The sequence below is a fragment of the Granulicella paludicola genome (assembly GCF_025685545.1).
Classification (GTDB): Bacteria; Acidobacteriota; Terriglobia; order Terriglobales; family Acidobacteriaceae; genus Granulicella; species Granulicella paludicola.
Genome location: NZ_JAGSYC010000018.1, coordinates 23,999 through 43,244 on the forward strand (window position 1 = coordinate 23,999; position 19,246 = coordinate 43,244).

The following is a 19,246-nucleotide window of genomic DNA, read 5'->3' on the forward strand; positions in this document are numbered from 1 at the left end:
TCATCGAACTCGACCGTGGTTAGATCGTACAGTCGGGAGCAGGTCCTTAGTTGTGGGGATGGATGTGGGGTTAAAAACAACCCCACAAGTAACCCCACACGGATACCGACTTGTGCTATTTTTGAGTGGGGTTGAGTGATTTCAAGTTGCTGAAAATGCGGGACTTGGGCGCGTTGGGAAGCTGACGTTCTGCCACTGAACTACTCCCGCTCAGTGCTGCGATTATAGCGTCTCCCGCGCCCCCTTGGGTAGCCGCTGTACGCCCGACTCAGGACTTGTCCTGCTGCGCTGAGGTCAGCTTCGCAGGATCAGGCTTCTGCTGGTTTGGCGGTGCCTCGCGGGTTTCAATGCCTTTTACATTCTGCGTGTTCGAAACCTCGACCACACTGCCATCTACTGTCTTGATCGACGCATCCGAGAACGTCCAATTCTTCGCGTCATCGATGTGCCCCGCCGTCTGCGCTTCGAAGTCGAGATGATCGAGCGTTACGTCATAGACCGGAGCATTCGGATACGCGTCCACAGTAAAAGCTGCCTTAGCATTGCGCGCCTTGATGTTCCAGATATGCACATCGTGAACATGCGCGATCCCCATCGCCGGAGGCACCACGGTAGTCAGCGTCTTATAGTACTCGGGATAGTTCGTCAGGCCGTCGGGAATCTTCGCGTAGCTATAACTCGGGTTCCAGTTCATCGTGATCGTCAGGACGCTGCGCGCATCCGTAATGCTGAAGTCGTGCAGACGAATGTTCTCTGCATAGCCACCACGCGTATGCGCCGACTTGAACAGAATGCCCACAGGCACATGCCCCATCGTCGTGATGTTGTACGCCTCAATGTTGCGGAAGCCGCCGGAGGTCTCGCTGCCAAAGGTGACCCCGGCAGCGCCATCGCGCACGATGTTGTCATGCAGCACGACATCCTCCGTCGGTCGGTTGACGCGCAGGCCATCCGCGTCGCGCCCTGCCTTCAGGCACAACGCATCGTCGTTTACAGAGATGTCCGCGTGCATCACCTCGATGTGTTTCGAACTGTCGATGTCGATGCCATCGGTCGAGGGGCCACGACCACCGATGTTGTTCACAATGGTCACGCCGTCGACGACGATGTCATGCGAGTAGCAGATATCGACTGTCCAGAAGCCCGAGCGATGCAGGTTAAGGCTGCTCTGCTTACCATTGCCGAGATGCACGTTCGACGAGTCGAAGATCTGAATGAGGCGCGGCCGCTTTGCATCATAATCCGAAGCCCAGCGAAGCCCCTTAGGCTCATCGATCTTACGCAGCGCCCAGTAGCTGTCCCAGAAGACCTTGCCATCCCCGTCAATGGTCCCTTCGCCCGTAATGCTCGCGTTCGTCTGTTTATAGACGTTCACCAGTGCAGCAGGCCACACCATCTCAATACCCGCGACACGCGTAGGCAGTTCGGGATAGTCCTTGATGTCCTGCGAGCCAAGCAACGTTACGCCTTTGTCGATGCGCAATGTAACGCCTGATTTCACGAAGACTGAACCCGTAAGGTAGGTGCCGTCTGGAAACGCAACGGTACCCCCATGCGCAGCCGCTGCATCGATCGCCTTCTGGATCGCTGCGGTGTTGAGCGTGGTGCCGTCGGCCTTCGCGCCGTAGTCCGCAACTGAGTACACCTTGGGCGCTGCATAGGCTGCGGTCGTGGCAAAAAGAGTGAGTGCGAAAAGCGTGTACTTCATCTATTGACCGTCCTGTGTGACGAGGTGGATCGTGCCGAGAATACCCGAGGAAATTGGTTTCACTTTATCGAGTTCCTGCATCTGGAAGCGGTCTCCATACTTCGCGATGAGCGGTTTGTAATCATGTGGCGGCAGCGCAGACCACGCATTGAGCGCAGTGTTATAGACACGAATCTCCACATGATTCACGCCGGGCTTCAGCAACTTCGTCACGTCGAGGCGATAGGGTGGATGCCACAGAGCTCCCGCAGGCCTTCCGTTAATCGTCACCAAAGCCGCCTCGCGAATGGGTGCATCGAAGAACGCGTGCGTACCAGGACCTGGCCGCGTGACGAGCGGATTCGGCAGGCCGTCCGCTCCCAACGCAGCGTGCTCCGCTGGTGAGTTCGGTGAGCCAGGCAGTGGCGTTCCTCCTTCAACCTCAAGGTAGACCGGCGAGTGCGATAACCCCCCAAGCGTTACATCCTTTGCGTACACGACTTCACCGGAGTAATGCAGCGTGTCCGCATCCCCAGTCCAGTCCGTCAGTGTGTGCTCGGCAACGGATTTCTCCGTCCCCGTGAAAGTCAAGTGCCAGTCTGAGGTCAGGTCCGCGATGGACTTGTAAGACGTTGCCCCTGCGGTGCTGCTCCCTTTCGCATCCGTGAAGAGAAGAACACGCGACTCATATGGTGCTAGCTGAATGTCCGCTTCAGCGCGACCGTTGACTGCGCGTGCGGTCTCCGTACCTCTGCCAGAATCAGGATCGATGACCTCTCCGAACGCGTGGGTCGTCGCGAACGTCGCACGCAGCTGCATCGGTTCATTCGAGGTGTTCGCAACGAAGTAAACGTCCGCACTTGCAAGCTTGCGACGAATGAAGCCGAGGTTCGCGAGTGCCGACGAAGATAGCTGTTCATTGGGGAGCAGCTGCAGATCAGGAGCGACGGCATTGTGCAGAGCCTGCCCCAGCTGATCGGTTCCAGGAATAAGCGCAATGAACTTGGTTTGCTGGGCTACATTGGCTAGAGGTTCCCCTTCAGCATCCAGCGACGGCAGCTTCTCCACCGCAATCACCTTGCCACCCTTCGCAACAAAGGCCTCGATCTTGCGCAGTGTCGCCACAGGGATACGGTCAGTGGGAGGGATCACCAGCACCTGATGCGTACCAAAGCCGACCTTGTCGAGCGCTTCGGCATCGATGAAGTCAGGATTGTAACCAGCCGAAAGGATCGACGACATCAGCGCAGGCGTGATGAGCTTCTGCATCGCCGCCGTCACGCTGACCTTGCTCGGATAAAAGCTCGCCCACGCATCGTCAGTCGGCAGCAGAATCGCCACCTGGTTCGCTGGCTTACCCTGGCGCAGCAGCCAGCTCAAGCGCGCGATGTACCGCGTGACCTCTGGCATCACCGGATGCCACGGATTATGGTCGTTGAAGACAGCAGCCGCATACAACGACCAACCCGGCTCAGGCACCTCATGATCTGGCGGGGAGTAGGGCCAGCCATGGAACACCAGCAGATTCTCACCCGTAATGAAGTCGATGTCCGCCTCGGCCTTCATATCCAGTGGCGTCGCTCGGAACACCGGCGAATGCAGCCAGGTAAAGCTCTCGCCCGACGTGACGTTGTGATCGAAGACATGATTCGCAGATGCGGCCCAGCGCAGCGTGGAAAACGCCCGCCACTGAGGACCTTCACCTTCTGCCAGACCCACGAGGTTCTCGGACGAAAGACTCACAGCTGGTTCGCCATAGGTCTGAGACCGGAACTTCGTGTGATGCGCCTTCGCCCAGTCATTGATCTGCACAAGGTAGTTCTCGTTGACCAGCTCCGTCAGCGTTACACCCCAATCATGCCGAACTTTATCGGCTACCGGACTCCCGCCTGCAACCAGCTCAGCCATATGCGGCAGCAGATCGTAGCCACGCCGCTTCTTGAACTCTGCAGGCAGTGCTGGCGTCCAGTCCGCTCCATAGGCCTCCAACGAATCGGAAAAAATCGCATACGGTGGCGTCGATCCGAACGCACCAAGCAACGGCTCGCCCACCTTCTTCAGGTGTGTGGCCACAGCCTGATGCGAGAAGGGATCGAGCACGTAACCATCCGCATCCACGGAGGCGCGCTTGACCTGCTGCTTCGTGTGTCCCGCAACAAAGAACAACGCTACACGCGCGACAGAAGATGGTGCGACGCTGCCCGACCCGGTCGACAGCGGCTGCGCTGAAGCAGCGTCCCAATCCACCGGCTTCGGCGCCGCATCGCGGCCACGCGCCTCTGATTGCGCAGGAACGGCCCTTGCATTCGCGATAGCAGCAGAAAGGAAGGATTCGCCCTCCGCAAGCGTCGGAACCTTCACCGACGTCGCGTTCGCAGGCACGGGAACTTCAAGCGTGCGCAGCCGACCTGCCGCCTCCGAAAGCGGTGTGTTGTTGCCACCATAGGGCCAGCCGGTGCACAGCGTCACATCGATCCGCAGGCCGAGCTTGCGCCCTTCGCTCTGCGCATAGCGCACAGCATCCAGCATCTCTGGCGAGAGAAACGGCAGGTTCTTCAGCCCCTTCGCAGGATCATCCAGCACGATAGGGTAGACGAATGCCAGCTCCGCACCGCCGATACCGTCAGCCTTCATCTGCTGCAGTTCACGCTGGATCTCAGGCTTCACCACAGCGGGCCCAAACCACCACCAGCGCACCATCGGCTTCGCTTCATCCGGAGGATGGAGAAAGCTCTCGCGCAAAGCATCGATGGAAGCAGAATTCGTCTTAGCCTGCGTAGCCTGTGCGGCAATAGGCATAGCTCCGGCCGCCAGCATCGAGAGAGTAAGTAATAACGGTGCGCGTGTGCGAAGAGTCATGGCAGTCAACTACTCCTTCGGATAAGTGGGGCCTGCGCTTGCAGGCGTGGCGAGTTTGGGGCCGAACTCTGCATCGGCTGCGGCCTTCTTCCTGCGTTCGGGATCGCTTGCATAAGCTGGCGTGGGTGCGTCGAGGATAGGCGTTGTAAGGCCTGCAAGCTTCGGCGCGGCGTCTGAGCTCAGCAGCTCAAAGATCGTGACCTCATTGCGACCCTTCTTCAACCACGGTGCTGGCACATACAACGTGCCCTGCGGACCGATGTTCCAGAAGCGGCCCAGCGCGTGGCCATTGATCCAGATAAGGCCTTTCCCCAGCCCGCGAACATCGAGGAAGGTATCGCCCGTTTCTTTAAGCGTGAACTGTCCAGCTGAGAAGTGCGGATTGTGCAGCGTATCGATCGTCACCGCAACAAGCTTTTCGGGCGTTGATTCCATCGGAAGGGAGTAAATCTGCCAGCCGGTGAGCGGGGCGCTATCGAGCGTCGCCGCACGCATCCCCTTGCGCTCATCGCGCATATACTTCGTTGAGTTCAAACGGCCCGTGTTCTCAACAAGGATGTCCAGCTGTGCTGGCCCGTCGCTGTTGAGAGTGATGTCTTCCTGCTTGTAGTGGCGATCGAGTGTGCCGATCTGCTTCCCATTCAGGTAGACCACCGCGAAGTCATATAAATGATCCAGATGCAGCTTGGCTCCATGCAGTGCAACCGGCATCTGTCTGCGGTAAAGAATATAGCCATACGCCTGATCGACCTGCTCCATCGTCAACGGTTGCTCGGAGACAATAGGCTTCGGCAGATGATCCCACAGCGAGGTCGATGCGGTGAGTGCGAACGGCGGAATCGAAATGACCGGGGCCACCGCAGGCACAGGCATGGCAGGCTGATGCGTGTACTTCAGGATGGTGTTTCGATACGCAAAGAACTTCGGCGTCGGATGCCCTGCTTCATCGAGCGGCGCATCGTAATCGTAGCTTGTCACATTGCCACGATAGTTGCCGGTGCTCTGGCTCGCTCCCGCCATCATGCCGAAGCTCGTGCCGCCGTGGAACATGTAGATGTTCACCGAGGCATTGTGGCTAAGGATGTAGTTCAGATCGCCGAGCTGCGGCGCCAGCGGCCGTGTTTCATGCGGATGTCCCCACAGATCGAACCAGCCGGGCCAGTACTCGGTCGAGAAAAGCGGCTGGCCGGGGCGCTGCGCTTCGAGCAATCCAAGACCGTGCTCCGCATTACCCGTACCAAAGTTCACGCCGGAGTAGATACCCGGGATCTCGCCGTTCGCCAGCGCCTTCGAAGGATCAACGGTGTACAGCAACGACTTCGTAAAACCAGCTTCAACGAAGACATCCCGCATCTGCGCCATGTACGCATGATCATTGGAGAAGTTGCCATACTCGTTTTCAATCTGCGTAGCGATGATCGGGCCGCCATTCTCAATCTGCAGTGGCGCGATCTCTTTGCCCAAACGCTTGATCCAGCGTGCTGCAGGCACCATGAAAGCAGGGTCCGTCGTCCGCAGCGCCGTCGACATCTTCGGATCCTTCAGCAGCCAAGCGGGAAAGCCACCGAACTCCCACTCCGCGCAGGAATACGGACCGGCTCGCATCAGCACGTAGAGATGCTCTTCCTGCGCGAGCTTCAGAAACGCCACGAGATCGTTGTTGCCCGTGAAGTCGTAAACTCCCGGCTTCGGTTCATGCATGTTCCAGAAAACATACGTCGCAAGCGTATTCAGGCCCATCGCCTTCGCCATCTCCATGCGCGCACGCCAGTACTCGCGAGGGATACGCTCGTAATGAATCTCACCGGCGATGATCTGGAAGGGCTTGCCATCGAGCGCGAAGTGGTCGTCGTCGACTACGAAACGATGCGCCGGTCTCTGCTGCGCCACGGCAGGCAGCGCACAGCAGCCGCACAGCACGACAAGCACGGCGCGAAAAAACGAATTCACCAGCGAAGAAGCGGAGGACATAGAGATAGGCACGTCCGAACTGTAAGGAGACCGAACAACCGGTGTCAATAGACAAACTATTTCGGGAAACTCCGCGGCCTAAAGCGCTTGGTTCAGCACGCTGGCCCACGCCGCCGAAGGTCGCGCTCCCTGCGTAGCCTCAAGCGTTGCCAGCTGCACCGCAAAGTTGCCCAGCGTCGAACACTCCGTACCCGCCCGAATCACCTCAAGCCCGGTCGCCCTCGCCGTCAACTCATTCAGCAGCTGGTTCTGACTTCCTCCGCCCATGATGTACAGCTTGCGTAGCTTCTTGCCCGTGATGCTGGCGACCTTTGCCAGCACTTCGGCATAGCGCGCCGCGAGCGAATGGAAGAGGAACGAAGCCATCTCCGCCGCACAAGCAGGCGTTGTGTCGAGCAGAGGCAAACCTCGACGCGACAGCTGCGCATTGATGCGCTCCGGCATATGTCCAGGTAGCAAAAGATCAGGTTCGTCGACCTCCAGAAGATACGGCGGAACTGGTAACGCAGCCGCCGCCTTCACCAGATCAGCGATGTTCAGCTCAACTCCCTGCTCTGCCCATGTCTCAAGGCACTGGCGAACGAGCCACATGCCATTCACATTCTTATGAAAGCAGATCGTGTCGTCGGCCCCACCAAGATTGGTAAAGTTCTCAGCGCGCGCCTCCGCCGTGTTGATGGGTTCATTCAACAGCGTCCCCACCAACGACCACGTGCCCGAGCTGATGTAAGCCCAGTCGTCGCCACTGTCCGGCACTGCAGCAATCGCAGAGGCAGTGTCATGACAGCAAGGCGCGATGAGTCGCGTGTTGCTGAAAGCGGCTAGTTCCGTAAGCGGACCCGAAAGCTTGCCAACATCCGTTCCCGGTGACACCAACTCGGGGGCCAGTTCAACAGGTTGCCCTAGCGCCGCAAAGATCTCTGAGGACCATTCTCCGTCGAGACCAACCATCTGGCAGTGCGTCGCGTTTGTGCGCTCTGCGACAGCAAGACCACCAAGCCTGTGAAGTATGTACTCCGGCAACTGCAGCCAGCGGCGCACCTTGAACGCGGGTAAATCAGAATACTGCTGATACGCCGTGTTGATGCGCAGCAGCTGGATCCCAGTCAACTCACGCATGCGCTCGGCAGGTAGTACCGCATGTAGCGCAGGCTCGGCAGCCACCGTGCGCTCATCGCGATAGCAGAACGGTTCCGCTACAGCATGGCCCTGCTCATCGAGGCGCACATAATCCACCGCCCAGCCATCGACAGCGATCGAGCGAATCCCTTCCTTCGCAATCCCGGCGCACTCGCGCAGACCGAGATCGAGCTCGTACAAAATATGCTGCAGGTTCCAGTGCAGACCCGTGGCACGCTCTTCCGCGTGATTCGGACAGCGATGAACTAACTGAATGTGCGGCTTGCCATCCAGCCAGCGAAGTAGAGAGACGCGGCAGCTTTCAGCACCAAGATCGATGGCAACAAGAGCGCGAAGATCGGTGGGGATACGGTCTGACATAGAGCGGGCTCGAGACGCAGATTCCCTTCGGAGTTTCAACAAAAATGTACGCAGGAAGCAAAGACAAAAGCACCGCCTCCATTCATAGGAAGGCGGTGCCATTGGTTTAGCGCAGGTAGGCTTCGGTCAGGCCACCGTCTACCGGGATCAAATGACCCGTGGTCACAGGAGCCTTCGGTCCAGCAAGATACAAGATCGCCTCGGCACAGTCCTTCGGATCGATCGGCACATGCGTCAGCGTGCGCTTGGCATAGAACTTCGCCAAAAGGTTGCGAAGCTCGTCATCGCTCATGCTCTCTTCGAACGCAATGTCGTACTTCGTCAGCGAAGCCTTCACACGATCGCGCGGGAACATCGTCGATCCCTTCACCACCGTCGCGGGCGAGATGCCATTGACCCGCAGCAATGGCGCATACGTCACCGCAAGCTCGCGCACCAGGTGAGACAGCGCCGCCTTCGACACATCGTAAGCTTCAGTCCCACGCTTCGGCACCACAGCATTTGCAGAGCTCGTGAGCACCACGCTACCCGGCAGTCCCTGCTTCTTGAAGATCGCCGAAGCCTCATCCGTCAGCAGGTAGTTCGAGGTCACATTCACCTCAAGCGTCAGCGCCCACTGCGCATCGGTTATGACGCCATCCGGCGACGATGGGAACATCGCTGCCGTGTTGATCAGGATGTCGATGCCGCCGAAAGCCTTGATCGTTGCATTCAGAGCGTCCTTGATCGCATCGCGCTTGCGAATGTCGATCGACGTAGCCACAGCGCACTCCTTGCCGCCAATAGCCTTCGCCTCGTCCGCAACCTTCTGCGCCGCCTCCTGCGATAGATCAGCGACAACAACGTGAGCGCCGCGCTCAGCTGCAAGCAGCACCACCTCGCGACCGATGCCGCTGGCGCCGCCGACTACCAGCACGATGCCGCGCGACAATTCCTTCTCCGCTGGCTGGCGACGAATCTTCGCCTCTTCCAGCGCCCAGTACTCAATGCGGAACGCCTCGGACGGCGGCAGGGCCACGTAGTTCTCATGCACTGTAAACGCCGAGGTCGGTGCGGCATTGCCGGACTGCGGCAGCACCGGTGGCCACTTGCCTTCGTCCATGCCGCCCGCGCCTTCCATCACATGGATGGCGTTCGTGTAAAACTCACTTGTAACCCGCGACTCGGTCTTGTTCTTGCCGAAGCTGAACATGCCAATTCCGGGGATCAGCACCACCGTCGGGCTGGCATCGCGCATCGCCGGCGACTCCGGCAGAGCATGCGCCTTATAGTACTCAGCGTACTCAGCACGGTACGTCTCCAACGCCGTGGTGAACTTCTCTTCCAGCACCGAAGGATCGGTCGACGGATCCCACTCCACAAACAGCGGACGAATCTTCGTACGGATAAAGTGGTCCGGGCAGCTGGTGCCGAGATGCGCCAGCTGCTTAGCGGAATGCGAATTCACAAACTCAAGCACGTCCGGCGTATCCGTAAACGTGCCGATTGTGCGAAGCTTTGGCGACGACACGCGACCACGAATGATCGGCATCAGTTTCGTTGCGAGCGCCGCACGCTCCTCGTGGTTCGAGTACTTCGAACCACCAAACGCCACACCCTTCTTCTCACGATGCGAAGCCAGGAACTGGCCGATCTGGTCGATAATCGTGATCGTATTCAGGTAGCTCTCACGCTGCGTCTCGCCCCACGTAAACAGGCCATGGCCACCGAGCACCACGCCGTCGCAGCCAGGAACAGCAGCCACCGCGTCGCGCAGCATCATCGCGAGCTCAAAGCCCGGACGCTGCCACGGCACCCACACCATCTTGTGGCCGAACTGCTTGTTGAACTCCTCCATCTTCTCCTTGCCGTTGGCAGAAGCAGCCAGCGCAATGCCCCAGTCAGGATGAAGATGATCGACGTGCGGGAAAGGAAGGAAGCCATGCAGCGGCGTATCGATTGAAGCAGCCACCGGGTTGTTGCCGAAGGTGCACAGCGGGTACATGCCCACGATCTCATCCTCGAGCGCAACGCCCTTGTAGCTCTTCGTCAGCGCAAGCACCTTGTCGAGATACAGCGTCGCGAAGCCAGCGCGCTTGATGCTGCCGAGATCGCCGCCCGAACCCTTCACCCACAGGATCTTTTTCGTCTGGCCATCGAGTGGATCGACCTCGTCGATCTTGGAGCTGGTATTGCCGCCGCCGAAGTTCGTCAGGCGCAGGTCGGAACCCAGCAGGTTGGAGCGGTAGCGCAGAAGTTCGGGTGCATCGAGCTTGGAGGCAACCGCCTCGTCCCAGCGATCTTCAAGGAAGTGGAGCTTATTTGCAGTGGTCATATGCCTTTGTCTGTTTCCTGTGCTTTCGTCCGCGCTTGTAGTGACAACCGTTGCGGCAGCGTACTGTGAACCGCCATCCATTCTACCAATAGAACAACTATTCCTATAGAGGTATTCTTTACCTCTCTGTGAACATCCTTGCCTCTAACAGGCTCCGAACAACCCGTAGGAAGGATGAAGCCGTTTCAAAGAGGGCAGCCCGCTTTGAAGGGTACGGGCTTCAGCCCGTACATCAGGGAGCTTCCTAAACGAAGGGGCTTTCGCCCCGGAGGTCCACACTGTCTGATCCTGATGGGACAAATTGGGGCCTCCCCAAACGGACAAAGGTCCCGGCTAACGCGCCGGAACCTTTGTGCTGGACTTCTTCACTACCGTCTTCTTCTTCCCCGCCCCTAACGTCCGCGGGCTGGGCTCTCCCGAACTACCCGGCGCCGTAGACGAAGCCGCGTTCTGCGGCGAGCCCTCGAGGAACCGCCCTGCCAAATCCGGCGTCACCACCCGGTGCTCCACATAGTTGTACGGCGGCACCGTCTCGCCACGCAGCAGTGCAAGACCAAGATCGATCAGCTTCGCACCATACACCTGGACTTCATGCGAAATCGAGCCAATGGCCGGGCTGTTGGGACGCTGCATCTCCTGCAGCATCTCCTCCACGCAATCCTGCCCCACCACCACCACATGCTTCTCGCGGCCCAGCTCACGCACCGCAGCAATCGCGCCCATCGCACTCGTATCGTTCGCGGCAGCGACCAGAATGTGCTTGTCCTTCGGATGACGATTGAGGAAGTCGAGCATCACCTTATAGCTCTTCTCGCGAAGGCCACGCCCATCGATACGCACAAACGATTCGACAGGCATGTTCGGCAGGCGCGTCTTCACACACTGGAAGGCTCCAGTAATACGGCTCTGCACCAGCTGGCCTGCCTCTTCAATATCGAGGCCGATCATCCAATCCATCTTGCCGTCCCAGTAGTTCAGTGCATGGTCGGCAAGCAGCCCGCCCGCTTCAAGACCGGCGCGATAGTTGTCGACTCCGATAAAGGTCGCGCGAGGATGAGGAATATCGACCGCGATCAGCGGAATCCCCGCCTCCGCAATCTTGTCCGCAATGATCGGTGCCACATGCTCGTCGACCTGGAACTCGATCACCACATCCACGCGCTCACGGATGAAGGTCTCGGCGTTCTCAATCGCGACCTGCGCATCGTATTGATTGTCGAGCACGACGAGATCGACGCCCACGATCGCGGCAGCCTGACGAAGGCTCGCCGTCATCGCTTCAGAGAACGGCATCTCCGCGCTCTGTCCACCAAAGCCAAAGCGAAGCTTGCGTGGGCGCGCGATATGCCGATACTGACGGTCCGCGCCCTGCCCCACATAGCCGCGATGCACCAGCGTCTTCAGGATGCGATATACCGTCGTCTTGGAGATCTTCGTGCGCTTGTGGATCGTCTCCAGCACCATCGGCTGGTTTTCCGTCTGCAACAGCTCGAGAATATCGAGCGCCTTGGTAAGAACGGGAATCAGGTAGAGGCGTCTTGCCTTCACTTTTGCTGGCATCTTTCACCCTTTTGCGAAGTGTGCTCCTGGAACGCGAGAGTTTCCCTAATGGATTCTCGCTCCCGGAAGCATACCACCACGGACCTACCTTAGGCGTAAGAGCTCTGCCCGACTGCATTCTTCGCGCCACGCTCCGCAGCAATCCGCTCCACATAGCCGCTCTTATACAGCTCGGCGAGAGGATCTGCCGGCAGTCCGCGCTCCGAGCGCCATTCCTGCACCACCGGACGAACATCCGTCCAGAACGCGCCGCGGAACAACTCCTCCGCAGCGATCAGTTGGCAGCTGTCCTGTAGCGAGGCCAGCTCAGCCTGATCGATCAGCGCAGCACGCGCATACAGCTCCTGCGCCGTGACCACCGTCTGCACCATCGCTTCCATCTTGCCCTTCAGGTTATGGCTCTGGTCGATCATGTAAGCCGGTGCCGTAAAGCCCTGCTTGTTCGCCTGCGCCGCATGAATCTCGTGGAAGATACGGAAGATCTGATACGGATCAATCGACCCAAGTGTCAGATCGTCGTCCGCATACTTGCGATCGTTGAAGTGGAAACCACCCAGCGCATTCAGCTCGATCAGCCAGGCCACAATCTGCTCGATGTTCGTTCCCTGATAGTGATGTCCCGTATCAACCAACACCTTCGCCTGCGGTCCAGCACTACGCGCAAACTCAAGCGCCATGCCCCAGTCGCCGAAATCCGTGTGATAAAAAGCAGGCTCAAACGGCTTGTACTCCACCAGCATCGTCTGCCCCGGAGCCAGCTTGGCGTGCGCCGCCGCCAGCGCCTCCTTGCCCCACCCAATGCGGCGAGACATACTCTGGGTCCCCGGATAATTCGAGCCATCGGAGATCCACAGCGAAACCTCGGCCGAGCCCAGCGCCTTGCCAATCTCTACCGAATCAATCAGGTGCTGCGTAGCCTTCTGCCGCACCTCGGCACTCGGGTTACAGATCGAGCCAAACTTGTACTCAGGCTCCTGAAACACATTCGGATTGATGGACCCCGGACGGATGTTGTGCGTCTTCGCCAGCTCTTGAATCTTCGCCACATCGGCCACGCCATTCGGCAGGTCCCAAAGCACATGCAGCGCCAGCGTCGGCGTAGCACCCGTCAGCCGATTCACCTCCCCGCCATCGGCAAACTTCTCTTCGATATTCGTGGCCGCTGCTGGCTGCAAAAACTTGCCGAACCGCGTGCCCGTATTCGAGAAACCCCACGAGGGAATCTCAATCGAAAAGGCATCAAGCGCCTGGTGGATGCGGGACTGCGCTGCACTGGAGATGGAGTTGCTGGACATATACCCTTAGGACCTCGAACCGATGCGGCAGAAACCGCGAAATTTCATAGAGGACTTATACTATGTATTGAAACAATCACGCGCAAGTACCTTTATCCACCGGAAATGACTCTACCTGCGATCTGCATAGACGACTCTCGTCCAATAGACACATTATTTCCCAACGCTTAATTCAATAAGGTAGGATGATGTCGCCGCTCACACCGACCTTCACGCTCCTTTGAACTCCGCGCGACGGCACAAGATTTCTCCTTAGAGTCGAGGACCGACGTGGGACCCAATCCGTTTATCGGCGTCATCTATCACTGGCTCGGAGGCCTCGCCTCCGCCAGCAACTTCATCCCCTTCCGCGGTATCAAGCGCTGGTCGTGGGAGGTCTATTGGATCATCCAGGGCGTCGCCGCCTGGCTCATCACCCCCACCCTGATCGCCAGTATCTTCGTTCCGCACGTCTTCACCATCCTCGGTGAAGCGCACCGCTCCGGCGACGCCAGCCTCATGTGGCCCATCATCATGGGCATCCTCTGGGGAGTCGGCGGCCTCACCTTCGGCCTCGCCATCCGCTACCTCGGCCTCGGTCTCGGATACGCCATCGCCCTCGGCTTCTGCACCGCCTTCGGCACACTCATCCCGCCCATCTACGACCACCAGATGATGGCCATCCTCCACGAGCGCTCCGGCCAGGTCACCGTCCTCGGCGTACTCATCACGCTGCTCGCCATCGCCGTCAGCGGAGCCGCTGGTGCCTCCAAGGAACGCGAAGTCACCGAAGAAGAGAAAGCCGAAACCGGGGAGCGCGACTTCTCCTTCGGCAAGGGCCTCGCCGTCGCCGTCTTCGCCGGCATCATGAGCTCCTTCTTCGCCTTCGGCTTGCGCGCCGGCCAGCCCATCCACGACATCACCCGCAAGCACCTTGAGGCTGCACACATCACCGACCTCTGGTCGAACCTCCCAGTGCTCATCGTCGTACTCTGGGGAGGCTTCGTTACCAACTTCATCTGGTCGGCCGTGCTCATCGTCCGCAACCGCTCCCTCGGCCAATTTGCCGGGGCCCCCGGCGTCAACCCCATGGGCACCGCGCCCGTCACCGGCGACACGCTCGTCGACTTCGACCCGCGCGACTATCTCGGTCGCATCAGCGGCAGCGTCCTTCTCCGCAACTACATCTTCGCCGCCATGGCCGGCGTCATCTGGTACTTCCAGTTCTTCTTCTACTCCATGGGCGAAACGCGCATGGGCAAATACAACTTCGCCAGCTGGACGCTCCACATGGCGAGCATCATCCTCTTCGCCAACCTCTGGGGCATCGCGCTAAAGGAGTGGCGCGGCACCAGCAAGCGCACCCGCGTCCTCGTCGCCTGCGGCCTCATCCTGCTCGTCACGTCGTCCGTCGTCGTCGGCTTGGGCAGCTATCTTAAAGTCAAGGGGATGTAGGCTTAAAAAGCCTGACGATTCCCCAGCCGGAGAGCAGTCCTGAAGATCTCACTTTTTGTAGCTTGCTATAACGACACACTGTTCCCGCAGACTGGCATCGCCGTCACGCAGGTGCTGGAGCGGCTGGGCCATACCGTGGAGTTTCCTCTGCAGCAAACCTGCTGCGGCCAGATGCACTACAACACCGGCTACCACCGCGAAGCCGTGCCGCTCGTCCGCCGCTTCGTCGAAATGTTCCGCGATGCCGAAGCCGTCTGTGTCCCCTCGGCAAGCTGTGTCGCCATGATGCGCGAACACTACGTCATGATGGCCGAAGCCGAAAACGACCCCGCCTTCCTCTCCGAAGTTCGCAGCCTTCTTCCGCGCATCTTCGAGTTCAGCGAACTCCTCGTCGATCGCCTCGGCATCGAAGACGTCGGCGCAGAGTTCGCGCACAGCGTCACGTATCACCCCTCCTGCCATTCGCTGCGTATGCTGCACATCTACGACGCCCCCATCAAGCTCCTCCGCCAGGTCCGCGGCCTCGATCTCATCGAGCTTCCTAACCGCGAGCAGTGCTGCGGCTTCGGTGGGACCTTCGCCGTCAAGAACGCCGACGTCTCCGTCGCCATGCTCACCGAAAAGCAGAGCTGCATCATCGAAACCAAAGCCGAGGTCGTCACCGCACTCGACAATAGCTGCCTCATGCAGATCTACGGCGGTTTGCATCGCTCCGGCTCGCCAGTCCGCACCCTGCACATCGCCGAAATCCTTGCAGCTACCAGCAATCCTCCGCATAAACCAACGTCGAAAGGCGTAGGTTCTGGCATTGAAGGGTATGGGCTTCAGCCCGTACATTCAGAGCGCAATGAATTGGGGGCTTTAGCCCCGGAGGGAAAGGCCGAATGAAAGCCCATCAAACCTCTCTCGACACAGCCGGAGCCACACGATGAGCGTCCGCGTCGGCAAGACCTCCACCGCCGCCGAGTTCCCTTCCGCAGCTAAGATCGCGCTGAAGAACGACCAGCTCCGCAAGAACGTTCACCACGCAACAAACGTCATTCGCAACAAGCGCGCCCTGCGTGTCGAAGAGATGCCCGACTGGCAACTCCTCCGCGATGCCGCCAGCGCCATCAAGGCGCACACCCTCAAGAATCTCGACACCTACCTCATCGAGTTCGAACGCAACTGCGAACTCGCAGGCGGCAAGGTCCACTGGGCCCGCGACGCAGACGAAGCCAACAGCATTGCGCTCGACCTGATCCGCCAGTACAACGGCACGGAAGTCATCAAGGTCAAGACCATGACCTCCGACGAGATCCAGCTCAATCCTGCGCTCGAACACGCCGGCATCACACCCTACGAAACCGACCTCGCCGACATGATCGTGCAGATGGGCAACGACGAACCCTCGCACATCGTCGTCCCCGCACTGCATCGAAACCGCTTCGAGGTCCGCGACATCTTCCGCGAGACGATGGATCTGCCCGATCTCACCGAGCAGCCCGAAGAGCTCACCGGCGCAGCCCGCACCTATCTTCGCGAACGCTTCCTCAACGTCAAAATCGGCATCAGCGGAGCGAACTTCGCCATCGCTGAAACCGGCGGCGTCTGCGTCGTCGAAAGCGAAGGCAACGGCCGCATGTGTCTCACCATGCCCGACGTGCTCATCTCGCTCATCGGCGTCGAAAAGGTCATCCCTCGCTTCGAAGACCTCGACGTCTTCCTGCAACTGCTTCCCCGCTCCGCCACCGGCGAGCGCATGAACCCCTACAACTCCCTATGGTGCGGCGTTCATGAAGGAGACGGCCCCAAGGCCTTCCACGTCATTCTGCTCGACAACGGCCGCACCAAACTCCTGCACGACGAGATGGAGCGCGAGACCCTCGCCTGCATCCGCTGCGGCGCCTGTCTCAATGCCTGCCCCGTCTATCGCGAAACCGGCGGCCACGCCTACGGCAGCATCTACTCCGGCCCCATCGGCGCCATCCTCTCGCCACAACTCCAGTCGCTGGAGCACTCGCGTTCGCTGCCCTACGCCTCCACGCTCTGCGGCGCCTGCTACGAAGTCTGCCCGGTTAAAATCAACATCCCCGAGATCCTCATCCACCTCCGCGGTCGCGTCGTCCGCGAAGATCAGGCCACGCTCAGCGGCAAGCTCGGCGTCGAAAACCTCGCCATGCAGGGCGCAGCCATGGCCTTCAAGAGCGAAAGCCGCTATGAGGCCGCGCAGAAGCTTGTGCAGATCGGCCAGGGCCTCTTCGAAAGGAACGGCCAGCTCACCAACCTTCCCGGCATGGCAGGCGCATGGACGAAGTTCCGCGACCTCAAGCCCATCCCTAAGCAGAGCTTCCGCGACTGGTGGAAGTCCCGCGAAACCAGCAAGCCCGGCGGTGAAGCATGAGCAACGCACGCGAAGAAATCCTCGGCCGCATCCGCTCGGCCCTCAAAGACGCTCCAGTCGGCCCGAGCTACGAGGAAATTCCCCGCTCCTACGATCGCAAAGGCAAGCTCGACCACGAAGCCTCGCTGCACCTTCTGAAAGACCGCCTGCTCGACTACGACTCCGACATCGTCGAAGTCACACATGAGTCTGAAATCGCCTCTGCCGTCGCCGAGGCCCTGCAGCGCGCCAGCGAGCAACAGGTGCTCGTCGCCGAAGCCTTCCCCGCCGCCTGGCTGCCCTCAGGCATCGACGTCGTTCGAGATACCCAGCTAACCACGCAGCAACTCGACGGCCTCGCCACCGTCGTCACCACCTGCGAAGCCGCTGTCTCCGCAACCGGAACCATCATCCTCGTGCACGAAGGCGCACAGGGCCGCCGCGCCATCACGCTGCTCCCCGACCACCACATCTGCATCGTCGCCCGCAGCCAGGTCTTCGAACTCTGGCCCGAAGCCGTCGCCGCGATCGACGCCCGCAGTCGCTACGCCATCACCACCATCTCCGGCCCCTCCGCCACCTCGGACATCGAGATGACCCGCATCCGCGGCGTCCACGGCCCCCGCCGCCTCAGCGTCATCCTCTACGGCTAAACGCACGGAAGGGGCTTACAGCAAATTCCTGTCAAGCCCCTCTCGACTCACCAACTTCGAAATCCCCAACAACCATGAGGCTTTTCGCACGAAAGAAATTTGGATGTTTACCAGATTCAGCTTGGTATACTAGAGACAGCGCAAAGAAAAACAGCCGCCCGGCCCTCAGGCCATGGCGGCCTTCGCGTTCTAAAGGGGTATCAAAGTCCAGACTTAACCAACACCGAATGAAGACTTTGAGACTTCAAGGCGGGGGGGGGGGAGGGGGTCACCCTACCGACGGCCCATCGAAGTGAAACACCTCTTTCAAAGCGCTCCATTTCTCTCCAGCGCCAGCATTCTCCATCGGCTGCTGCATCGGATCCATGATCTTCCACCACCGCTGCGTCTCAGCATCCGCAGCCATCAGCTTCATGTCCGCTTCATAGTCTGTACCGTGATATTCGAAGTAAGCAAACAACACATGATCGCGCAGAAAGATCGAGTAATTGCGAATGTTGCAATCCTCAATCCTCTTCAAAACCGTAGGCCAGACTTCGGCGTGATAACGAATGTATTCGGCTTCATCTTCAGCACGAAGACGGATGATCTGGGCATAACGCTGCAACGGACACCTGCTTTCTTTCTGTACCAGGGCAATATTCGATAGGAAATGAATTGCACCTTGAAAATACGACAAGCGGACATCGATCGTCCAACAAACTATTCGATGTCTAGCCTGTAAACTCGCTTCGCCGTATCACCTTCGATCGCCGCGCGCTCGTCCGCAGACAGCGGAGCCAGCCAGCCATCGATCGTCTTCCACCACTGCTCATAGCTGCTAGCCACATTCAACACCGGCCAGTCGCTACCGACCATCAGCCGCTCCGGCCCGAACGTCTCCAGCACCACGTCGAAGTACGGCTTCAGCGAATCCGAAGTCCACAACTTCCAATCAGCCTCCGTTACCATCCCTGAAAGCTTGCAGCTCACATTCGGTCGCCGCGCCAGTTCGCGAATCTCTTTCTCCCAGGAAGCTGAATCCCCCGTCGCAATGGCAGGCTTGGCAATATGATCCAGCACGAAACTCTGCTCCGGATGCCGATCCACAAAGCGCGTCGCTTCTTGCAACTGCTGCGATCGAATGAGGATGTCGTAAACCAGATCCGTGCCTTTCAGCCCAGCAATCCCCCGGTTGAAATCCACGGCATCGAGAAATCCCTCCGGCTCAGCCTGCACCACATGTCGCAGACCTTTCAGCAAGCGGCGCGTGCTGAGCTTCTCCAGCGTTGCCGCAAAGTCATCGTCTGCTATGTCAGCCCAACCGACCACACCGCGCAGTAAAGGATCTTGGTCCGCCAGCTCCAACAACCACTCTGTCTCTTCGATCGTCTGCCGCGCCTGCACCATAACGGTGCCGTTCACCCGCGCAGCCTCGCAGTGAGCGGTCAGTTCAGCTGGGAGATAGTCGCGCCGCAGCACAAGCATGGACTCGTCGATCCATCCATACTCATCAGCAGAGTAATGCCATACGTGGTGGTGAGCATCGATGCGCACTAAAATCCCTGGTCAGCTTAGACACGCTGCGAATTCATCGCGGCATCAAAAGAGCACCGCGGCTACCAAAAGCTT

General features: G+C 59.2%; 13 protein-coding genes. 4 read left to right on the forward strand and 9 right to left on the reverse strand.

The features are described 5' to 3' along the window. Positions 1 to 268 precede the first annotated feature (268 nt). The 7 genes from OHL14_RS01905 to OHL14_RS01935 form a co-directional block, all read right to left on the reverse strand. The gene (locus OHL14_RS01905) at positions 269 to 1,708 is read right to left on the reverse strand and encodes a glycoside hydrolase family 28 protein (protein ID WP_263377614.1); all 1,440 of its coding nucleotides are present in this window, start codon (positions 1,706 to 1,708) and stop codon (positions 269 to 271) included. Beyond that, positions 1,709 to 4,546, reverse strand: a complete 2,838-nt coding sequence (locus OHL14_RS01910) for a glycosyl hydrolase (RefSeq protein ID WP_263377615.1) — start codon at positions 4,544 to 4,546, stop codon at positions 1,709 to 1,711. A gap of 9 nt (positions 4,547 to 4,555) precedes the next feature. Continuing rightward, positions 4,556 to 6,529: a glycoside hydrolase family 35 protein gene (locus tag OHL14_RS01915; RefSeq protein WP_263377616.1), complete on the reverse strand. Its 1,974-nt coding sequence runs from the start codon at positions 6,527 to 6,529 to the stop codon at positions 4,556 to 4,558. A 66-nt stretch (positions 6,530 to 6,595) separates the two neighbouring features. Continuing rightward, the gene (locus OHL14_RS01920; protein ID WP_263377617.1) at positions 6,596 to 8,017 is read right to left on the reverse strand and encodes a rhamnulokinase; all 1,422 of its coding nucleotides are present in this window, start codon (positions 8,015 to 8,017) and stop codon (positions 6,596 to 6,598) included. A 106-nt stretch (positions 8,018 to 8,123) separates the two neighbouring features. After that, a complete protein-coding gene (locus OHL14_RS01925) occupies positions 8,124 to 10,331 on the reverse strand; it encodes a bifunctional rhamnulose-1-phosphate aldolase/short-chain dehydrogenase (protein ID WP_263377618.1) in 2,208 nt (735 codons plus the stop codon). A 333-nt stretch (positions 10,332 to 10,664) separates the two neighbouring features. Continuing rightward, on the reverse strand, positions 10,665 to 11,891 hold the full coding sequence (locus tag OHL14_RS01930; protein ID WP_263377619.1) for a substrate-binding domain-containing protein: 1,227 nt from the start codon (positions 11,889 to 11,891) through the stop codon (positions 10,665 to 10,667). Positions 11,892 to 11,980: 89 nt separating this feature from the next. Then, positions 11,981 to 13,186: a TIM barrel protein gene (locus OHL14_RS01935; RefSeq protein WP_263377620.1), complete on the reverse strand. Its 1,206-nt coding sequence runs from the start codon at positions 13,184 to 13,186 to the stop codon at positions 11,981 to 11,983. A 270-nt stretch (positions 13,187 to 13,456) separates the two neighbouring features. On the opposite strand from OHL14_RS01935, the gene OHL14_RS01940 reads away from it, so the two are divergent. From OHL14_RS01940 to OHL14_RS01955, 4 genes are read left to right on the forward strand one after another with little or no spacing between them, the layout of a single operon-like run. Further along, the gene (locus OHL14_RS01940) at positions 13,457 to 14,620 is read left to right on the forward strand and encodes an L-rhamnose/proton symporter RhaT (RefSeq protein ID WP_263377621.1); all 1,164 of its coding nucleotides are present in this window, start codon (positions 13,457 to 13,459) and stop codon (positions 14,618 to 14,620) included. Positions 14,621 to 14,665: 45 nt separating this feature from the next. Next, complete coding sequence (locus tag OHL14_RS01945; protein ID WP_263377738.1) at positions 14,666 to 15,508, forward strand: (Fe-S)-binding protein; 843 nt, start codon at positions 14,666 to 14,668, stop codon at positions 15,506 to 15,508. A 40-nt stretch (positions 15,509 to 15,548) separates the two neighbouring features. Further along, positions 15,549 to 17,003: a LutB/LldF family L-lactate oxidation iron-sulfur protein gene (locus OHL14_RS01950; protein ID WP_263377622.1), complete on the forward strand. Its 1,455-nt coding sequence runs from the start codon at positions 15,549 to 15,551 to the stop codon at positions 17,001 to 17,003. Further along, entirely contained in the window at positions 17,000 to 17,635 is a 636-nt protein-coding gene (locus tag OHL14_RS01955; protein ID WP_263377623.1) for a LutC/YkgG family protein, read from the forward strand. The genes OHL14_RS01950 and OHL14_RS01955 overlap by 4 nt, the downstream gene beginning before the upstream one ends. A gap of 268 nt (positions 17,636 to 17,903) precedes the next feature. Here OHL14_RS01955 and OHL14_RS01960 read toward each other — a convergent pair whose 3' ends face one another. Together OHL14_RS01960 and OHL14_RS01965 are read right to left on the reverse strand one after the other, a co-directional pair. Then, positions 17,904 to 18,242, reverse strand: coding sequence for an L-rhamnose mutarotase (locus OHL14_RS01960; protein ID WP_263377624.1), 339 nt, complete (start codon positions 18,240 to 18,242; stop codon positions 17,904 to 17,906). A 95-nt stretch (positions 18,243 to 18,337) separates the two neighbouring features. Beyond that, entirely contained in the window at positions 18,338 to 19,171 is an 834-nt protein-coding gene (locus tag OHL14_RS01965) for an amidohydrolase family protein (protein ID WP_263377625.1), read from the reverse strand. Positions 19,172 to 19,246 lie beyond the last annotated feature (75 nt).